This is a genomic window from Kitasatospora sp. NPDC002551 (assembly GCF_040296005.1).
Lineage (GTDB): Bacteria > Actinomycetota > Actinomycetes > Streptomycetales > Streptomycetaceae > Kitasatospora.
On sequence record NZ_JBEOWI010000080.1, the window covers coordinates 23,437 to 31,457 of the forward strand.

Genomic DNA, 8,021 nt, shown 5'->3' on the forward strand with positions numbered 1-8,021 from the left:
CCGCCCGCCCGGGGGCGACGCGCGGGCGGGAGCGGCGTTCTGCGGGTCGGGCCGTCAGCGGCCGTCGGCCGTCAGCCGTCGCCGTCCGGGCGGCCGGGAGCCCGGCCGTCGGAGGCGGCGGCGCCGAGTGCCCGGGCGCGGCGCGGCGCGGGCTCGTCGTACGCGGCGGGGATCACCCCGACCAGGTGCTTGGCGCGCTCGCCGTGGTGGTCCAGGTGGTCGCGGGCGGCGATCTCCGGGTGGTGCAGGTCGAAGGCCGGGGATTCGGAGCGGATCCGCGGCAGGGTGGTGAAGTTGTGGCGCGGCGGCGGGCAGGAGGTGGCCCACTCCAGGGAGCGGCCCCAGCCCCACGGGTCGTCGCTGGTGACCCGCTCGCCGTACTTGGCGGTCTTCCAGACGTTGTAGAGGAACGGCAGGAGCGACAGGCCCAGCAGGAAGGAGCCGATGGTGGACACCGTGTTGAGCGTGGTGAAGCCGTCGGCGGCCAGGTAGTCGGCGTAGCGGCGGGGCATGCCCTCGGCGCCGAGCCAGTGCTGGACCAGGAAGGTGGTGTGGAAGCCGATGGTCAGCGTCCAGAAGCAGATCCGGCCGAGCCGCTCGTCGAGCATCTTGCCGGTCATCTTGGGCCACCAGAAGTGGAAGCCGGCGAACATCGCGTAGACCACGGTGCCGAACAGCGTGTAGTGGAAGTGCGCGACGACGAAGTAGGAGTCGGAGACGTGGAAGTCGATCGGCGGGGCCGCGAGCAGCACGCCGGTCAGGCCGCCGAACAGGAAGGTGACCAGGAAGCCGACCGTCCACAGCATCGGTGTCTCGAAGCTCAGTGAGCCCTTCCACATGGTGCCGACCCAGTTGAAGAACTTCACGCCGGTGGGCACCGCGATCAGGAAGGTCATGAACGAGAAGAACGGCAGCAGCACTTGTCCGGTGACGTACATGTGGTGCGCCCACACCGTGACCGAGAGGCCGGCGATGGCGACGGTCGCGGCGATCAGGCCGGAGTAGCCGAACATCGGCTTGCGGCTGAAGACCGGGATGACCTCCGAGACGATGCCGAAGAAGGGCAGCGCCAGGATGTACACCTCGGGATGGCCGAAGAACCAGAACAGGTGTTGCCAGAGCATGGCCCCGCCGGAGGACGGGTCGAACACGTGCGAGCCGAACTTGCGGTCGCACTCCAGGGCCAGCAGCGCGGCGGCCAGCACCGGGAAGACCAGCAGCACCAGGACCGAGGTGAGCAGCACGTTCCAGCAGAAGATGGACATCCGGAACATGGTCAGGCCCGGGGCGCGCATGCAGATGATCGTGGTGATGAAGTTGACCGCGCCCAGGATGGAGCCGAAGCCGGACAGCGTCACGCCCATGATCCACATGTCGGCGCCGACGCCGGGCGAGTGGATCGCGTCGGACAGCGGCGCGTAGAGGAACCAGCCGAAGTCGGCGGCGCCCTGCGGGGTCGCGAAGCCGGCGGCCGCGATCAGCGAGCCGAACATGAACAGCCAGTAGGCCAGCATGTTCAGGCGGGGGAAGGCGACGTCGGGGGCGCCGATCTGCAGCGGCATGATCCAGTTGGCGAAGCCGGTGAACAGCGGCATCGCGAACAGCAGCAGCATCACCGAGCCGTGCATGGTGAACGCCTGGTTGAACTGCTCGTTGGAGAGGATCTGCGTCCCCGGCCGGGCGAGTTCGGCGCGCATGACCAGGGCGAGGATGCCGCCGATCAGGAAGAACCCGAACGACGACACCAGGTACATGGTGCCGATCGTCTTGTGGTCTGTGGTCGTCAGCAGCCGGACCAGGGAGGAGCCGGGTCGTTTGACCCGTGCCGCTCCCGGTCGGGCGGCGGACGGCGGCAGCGCGCTGTCGCCCTGTGCCTCGATGGCGCTCAAGGACGCACTCCTTCGAAAACTTCTGCGGATGGATGGCGATCCATGATCGGAACGCACCATCCGTGCGCCCTAGGGCCGTTGGACCCAGCGGGCCGGGGCCGGTGGGCCTCGGATCCGGGCCCCGGGGAGGGACCACTGTCCGCCCCGCCCGCGGGACCGGCCGGCCGGGCTCCGGCCACGGCCGGGGGAAGCACGAAAAACCGGCGCGGCCTGGAGAGTTGTCGTTCTCCAGGCCGCGCCGGCGGGGCGCGGAGCCGTTCCTCCGCGCCGGGGTCCCGGTGTGCCGCGGCCGCCCGTCCGGAGGGGGCGCGCGCGGTTCCCGGGACCCCCGGTCGGGGCCCGCGTCGGGGGCGGATCGATCGCGGGCCCGGGGTCAGGAGGCGGCGCCCGTGCCGGCGACGAGCCGGTAGCCGGCCACCAGGTCGGGCTGGATGGCCACCGTGTGGTCCATCGAGGCGTTCACCCAGGGGCTCAACAGGGCGCGGTAGCGGGCCAGTCGGGCGGGGTCGGTGACCGGGCGGGCGAAGCCGGTGACCACCACGCTCCAGCCGAGCCGGGTCACCGGGTCGATCGCGTCCGCCTCGTAGGCGACCACCACGCCGGTGTCCTCGCGACCCTGGGCGGCCGCGGTCAGGGCGGCGCCGTCGTGCGTGCGGATCACGATGGTGTCGTCGACCAGGAGGTGGTTCACCGGGCGGATCGCGGGCAGCGCCCGCACCGTGAACACGATCCGGCCGAACGGCGCGCCGCCCAGCAGCCTCAGCGCCTCGGCCCGTTCGAGCGGCACCAGTTCGCGCGGCGGCGCCTCCAGGGGCGTGCGGGGGCGTCCCACCGTCGCGGTGCGGCGGTTCTGCGGCTGCCGGCCGGCCGCGCGGCGCCGCTCGCGCAGCCGGCGGCGCACGGAGTCGTCGCTCACGAGGCGGCCGCGATCAGTCCGAGGCCGCCGTCGAAGCGCCGGTAGAGCACCCGGCCGCGTCCGGAGCCGGGCTGGGCGAAGAACAGGTAGGGCAGTTCGGTGGCGGCCAGCCGCGCGGCGGCCTGGTCCTCCGTCAGCTCCGGTGCCCCGCAGGGGCTGAGGGTCAGCGGGACGGCCGGGCGGGTCGGCGGTCCGGCGGCCACCGTGCGGGCCAGCCGGTAGCCGGTCGGGCCGACCCGGTAGACCACCGCGTCGGTCTCGGTGGCCGGGTCGGTGAACAGGTGGATGTCGTAGTCCATCGCGTCCATGGTCCGGGCGGCGGCGTCCGGCGAGCACCACACCAGCTGGGCCCGCTTGCGCCGGACGATGCGCGGCGGCCCGGCGGGGTCCGGGAGTCCGGCGCGCGCGACGGCGGCCGGCGGCCCGTCCGGCGCCCCGGGCGCGACGGTGGTCAGCAGCGCGCGGGTGCGGATGCGGCGCGGCCACGGCCGGGGCGTCCAGCCCGAGGTGACGGCGGCCATCCGCACGCGCAGGCCCTCGGTGAGCCGGTCCAGCGCCTCGCCGAGGTCGGCGGCGGCCTCCTGGACGCGGATCCGCCGGCCGTCCACCTCGGCGTTGACCTGGGTCAGCACACCCGCCCGGTCCGCGCCGCCCGGGGAGGCCGCCGCGCCGAGCGTCGCGACCCGCACCCGCAGGGATTCCACCAGGGCGTCCGCCCCGCCCACCACGGCGGCGATCCGGGCTCTCGCGTCGGCCGCGAAGCCCCGCGAAATCCCCTCGCACACCCGCACCGTGACCAACTCGCCCACCTCAGGCCTCTTCCCGTTCCGCCACACTCTGGTCCTGCCGCGCCGACCCGCTCCCGGCGGCCCCGTACTGCGGCGCGGCGATCACGATCCCTCCCCGGCACCCCGCCCACAAGGGCCGAACGGCCCCATCGGCCCGCGCCCACCGGCCCGGTCGTACCCGTCGCACCCCGGCACCCCGGGCCCGGCGCGGCCGTCGGGCCGTGGCATCATCGGCCCATGACGGCCCCTGAAGACCAGTCCGCGTACTGGAACTCCACAGGAACCACCAAGATCTTCGGCCATCCCCTGCACCCCGCCTGGACGGCGCGCCTCGCCCGGGACGCCGCCCTGCTGGACTACGGGTGCGGCTACGGCCGGCTCGCCGGCGAGCTGGCCGCGCTCGGCTTCACCGACATCGCGGGCGTGGACGTGGCGCCCGAGCCGGTCGCCCGGGCCCGCGCCGAACAGCCCGCCGCCCGCTTCACGGTCCTCACCGACCCGCCGCGCACCGGGTTCCCGGACGGCGGCTTCGACGCGGCCTTCCTGTTCGCCGTACTCACCTGCGTGCCGGACGACGCGGCGCAGCACGCCCTGGTCACCGAACTGCACCGGGTGCTGCGCCCCGGCGGCCTGCTCCTGGTCAGCGACTACCTGCTCCAGCCGGACGCGCGCAACCAGGAACGCTATCGGCACTCCGAGGAGCGCTTCGGCACCTTCGGCGTCTTCGCGACGAGCGACGGCGCGGTCTGCCGCCACCACACCCGGGAGCGGCTGCGGGAGCTGTTCGCCGGGTTCGAGCCGCTCGACGAGCGCGAGCCCGCGGTGTCCACCATGAACGGCCGGCCCGCGGTGGCCACCCAACTGCTCCTCGCCCGGCGGTAGTCGGCACGGGTGGTCCGCACAAGTGGTCCGCGCAGAGGAGACCGCCCCCGCCGAAGGGCGGGGGCGCGGCGGATCGTGCGGGCCGGCGTCACAAAGATGGGGGCCCGTCCCCCATGCCCCGGCGGCCGCCGCGGCGACAGGATCAGCGGTGAGGGCAGCGCCTTCGACGGCAGCGCGGCCCTCTCCCGGCATCGGAGGTGCGGTGGTGGCTGAGGTGGACGCCGTGCGCAGCACGCGCCTCGACGGGGGCGCCGGACCGGATCAGGGCCCGGTCGCAGCGGCGGTCCCCCCGGCCACACCGTTCCCGCACACTCCGATGCCCGGCGACTTCCCGGTACCACCACCCGCACCACCCGCACCGCCCACGGGATCCGCGCGGCCCGGACCGTCCGGGCCGCCGGAGCCGCCCCGGCCCCTCCCCTCCCCCGCCCAGACCCCCCGCTCCCACCCCGGCCGTCTCCGGTCCCCCCGTGCCGGCGGCCCCCCGTGGTGGGAGCGGGGCCTGACGCCGGGCCGGCCGCTGCCGGCCGCCCGCCCGGACTGGGCCGCCTTCACCGAGGCCGCCGTGGCGGCCGCGCCGGTGCGCCCGATGGTGCCGCGCGCCGCCTACCCGGGCCTGAGCGGCTTCGCGCTCGTGCTGCAGCCCTTCGCCGACCGCGCGCAGGTGCGGCTGCTGACGGCGCTCACCCCGGCCGTGCGCGCCGCCGACCAGCTGGGCCGGATCGACCTGACCGCGCTGCGCGCCGAGTTCACCGCACGGCTGACCGAGCGGCTGGCCCGGATCGCCGCGCGCACCCTCGTCCTGGAGCTGCACACGGCCCGCGCCACCGGGCGGCTGGCCGGCGGCACCCCGCAGGAGCGGTTCCGCTCGTTCCTCGCGCTCACCGCCCGCCGCGAGGGCCTGGCGGCGCTGCTGCGCGACTACCCCGTGCTGGCCCGGCTGCTGGCCCGGGCCTGTCTGGACGCCGCAGACGCCCACGCCGAGCTGCTCGACCGGTTCGCCGCCGACCGGCCCCTGCTGGTCGCCGGGCTGCTGCGCGGCCGCGACCCGGGGTCGCTGGTCGCCGTCACCGCCGGCGCGGGCGACCGCCACCGGCGCGGCCGGGCGGTCGCCGTGCTGCACTTCGCCAACGGCACCGCCGTCGTCCACCGGCCCCGCCCGCCCGCCGCGCACCGGCACTTCAACACGCTGCTCGGCTGGTACGGCGGACGGCCCGGGGTGCCCCGGCTGCGCGCGCTGGGCCTGCTCGACCGGGGCACCCACGGCTGGACCGAGTACGCCGAGGCCCGCCCCTGCCTGACCCACTTCGACGTCGAGCGCTTCTACCGGCGGCAGGGGGCGCTGCTCGCCCTGCTGCACGTCCTGGACGGCACCGACCTGCACTTCGAGAACCTGGTCGCCTGCGGGGACCAGCCGGTGCTGGTGGACGTCGAGACGCTGTTCCACCCGCCGGCGGGCGGCCCGGACGCCCGGCCCGCTAGCGCCGGGGACCCGGCGGCCCGCGCGCTCGCCGAGTCCGTGCACCGGGTCGGCCTGCTGCCGCAACTGCTGATCGGCGACGACGGCGCCGTGGACGTCTCCGGCATCGGCGGGGGCTCCACCGGGCGGCGGCCGTCCCCCGTCGACGGCGTGGACTGGACGGCCGCCGGCACCGACGAGATGCGCCTGGTGCGCCGCCCCCGCCCGTTCGGCGAGGCGCACAACCGGCCCCGGCTGGACGGCGCGCCCGTCGAACCGGCCGAGCACACCGAGTCGCTGGTGGCCGGCTTCCGCGCCGGGTACACCGCGCTCGTCGAGGGCCGGGACGAACTCACCGGCCCGCGCGGCCTGCTGCGCTGCTTCGCGAACGCCGAGGTGCGGGTGGTGCCGCGGGCCACCCGGGTCTACGCCCGGCTGCTCGACGAGTCGACCCACCCGGACGTGCTGCGCGAGGCGGGCGCCCGGCAGGCCGTGCTGGAGCTGCTGCGCACCGACGCGGTCGACGACCCGGGCCACCCCGGGCTGGCCGAGCACGAGATCGCCGACCTGTGGAGCGGCGACGTCCCGCTGTTCACCGCCCGGCCCGGCGCGCGCGACCTGTGGACCTCCGACGGCCGCCGGCTGGCCGGCGAACTGGCCGAGGCGGGGCTGGCCCGGGTCGAGGCCAAGCTCGCCGCGCTCGGCGCCGTCGACCGCAAGGACCAGGAGTGGATCGTCCGGGCGGCCATGGCGGGCGCCGCCGGCACCCCCGCCCACCGGCCCGGGCGCCCGGTGCCCGAGAACGTCTGGGCCACCGCTCCCGAGCCCGAACGGCTGCTGGCCGCCGCCCGGGGCCTCGGCGACCAACTGGTCGCGGCCGCCTACCAGGACCGCTCCCGCACCAACTGGCTCGGTCTCGAACTGCTCGCCGACCGCTACTGGCGGGTGCGGCCGCTCGGCGCGGACCTGGCCGGCGGCTACACCGGCACGGCGCTGTTCCTCGCCCAGCTCGCCGCGCTCACCGGGACCGGGCGCTACGCCGAGGTCGCCCGCCGGGCCCTCGCGCCGCTCCCCGGGCTGTTCGACTCGCTCGCCGCCCACCCCGACCACCCGGCCGCCGTCGGCTCCGGCGCCTTCGCCGGCCTCGGCGGCATCGCCTACGCGCTCACCGAACTCGCCCGCCTGCTCGACGATCCGCCGGTCGCGGCGTGGAGCGGCCCGGCGGTGGCGCTCACCGCGGCCGCCGCCGAGCGCGAGGACGACCCCGGCGTGCACAGCGGTACCGCCGGGGGGCTCGCCGCGCTGCTCGCCGTGCACGCGGCGGGCGCCGGTGGCGGCGGCGCGGCCGCGGTGAGCGCCGGCGCCGCACTGGCCGCCGCCGCGCGCTGCGCCGAGCGGCTCGCCGCCCGCCCCGCCCCGGCCGCCACCGGTTTCGCCCACGGCTCGGCCGGCGTCGGCTGGGCCCTGCTGCGCTACGCCCAGGCCGTCGGCGAGCCCGCCGAGGGCCCGCACCACCGGGCCGGGCTGGCCGCCCTGCACGCCGCCACCGCCGTCCGCTCGCGCGAGGGCTCCTGGTGCCGGGGGCGCCCCGGCGTGGCGCTCGCCGTGGTGGACAGCCCGCTCGCGCTCGCCGACCGCCGGCTCGCCGACTGGGCCCAGCGCGCCGTACGGAACACCGCGCGGGCCGCGCCGCTCGGCGACCACAGCCTCTGTCACGGCGAGTCGGGCGTGCTGGAACTGCTCGGCCGGCACGGACCCGCCGCCGGCCGTACCCCGTGGGTCCGCCGGGCCGGGGCACTGCTGGCCGCCGTCGACCAGGACGGCCCGCGCTCGGGCACCCCCGACCACGTCCCCCACCCCGGGCTGCTCACCGGCCTGGCCGGGATCGGGCACGGGCTGCTCCGCCTCGGCTTCCCCGACCAGGTGCCGCCCGCCCTGCTGCTGCGCCCGTGGGCCCCGGCCGCGGCGCGCCCCCGGCCGGCCGCCCCGCGCCCCCCCCCCCGCCGGCGCCCCGGCGGACCCGGGCCGCCCGGCGGGCCGCCCCCGCGCCCCCCCCGCCGGTCGGCACCGCCTACCGGCAGGGCGAG

5 protein-coding genes are annotated in these 8,021 nt (G+C 76.8%); 2 read left to right on the forward strand and 3 right to left on the reverse strand.

Annotated elements, in window-relative coordinates; translation table 11 throughout:
* Positions 1-71: 71 nt before the first annotated feature.
* From ctaD to ABT093_RS37320, 3 genes are all read right to left on the reverse strand, one after another.
* Positions 72-1,889, reverse strand: coding sequence for an aa3-type cytochrome oxidase subunit I (ctaD, locus tag ABT093_RS37310; RefSeq protein WP_502884401.1), 1,818 nt, complete (start codon positions 1,887-1,889; stop codon positions 72-74).
* Between the two features lie 373 nt (positions 1,890-2,262).
* The gene (locus tag ABT093_RS37315; RefSeq protein WP_502884405.1) at positions 2,263-2,721 is read right to left on the reverse strand and encodes a pyridoxamine 5'-phosphate oxidase family protein; all 459 of its coding nucleotides are present in this window, start codon (positions 2,719-2,721) and stop codon (positions 2,263-2,265) included.
* An 80-nt stretch (positions 2,722-2,801) separates the two neighbouring features.
* A complete protein-coding gene (locus ABT093_RS37320) occupies positions 2,802-3,614 on the reverse strand; it encodes a sigma 54 modulation/S30EA ribosomal C-terminal domain-containing protein (RefSeq protein ID WP_350571915.1) in 813 nt (270 codons plus the stop codon).
* Positions 3,615-3,830: 216 nt separating this feature from the next.
* On the opposite strand from ABT093_RS37320, the gene ABT093_RS37325 reads away from it, so the two are divergent.
* Together ABT093_RS37325 and ABT093_RS37330 are read left to right on the forward strand one after the other, a co-directional pair.
* On the forward strand, positions 3,831-4,475 hold the full coding sequence (locus ABT093_RS37325) for a class I SAM-dependent methyltransferase (RefSeq protein ID WP_350571916.1): 645 nt from the start codon (positions 3,831-3,833) through the stop codon (positions 4,473-4,475).
* Positions 4,476-4,791: 316 nt separating this feature from the next.
* The coding region (locus tag ABT093_RS37330; protein ID WP_502884402.1) for a type 2 lanthipeptide synthetase LanM family protein at positions 4,792-8,021 on the forward strand (3,230 nt) is incomplete at its 3' end.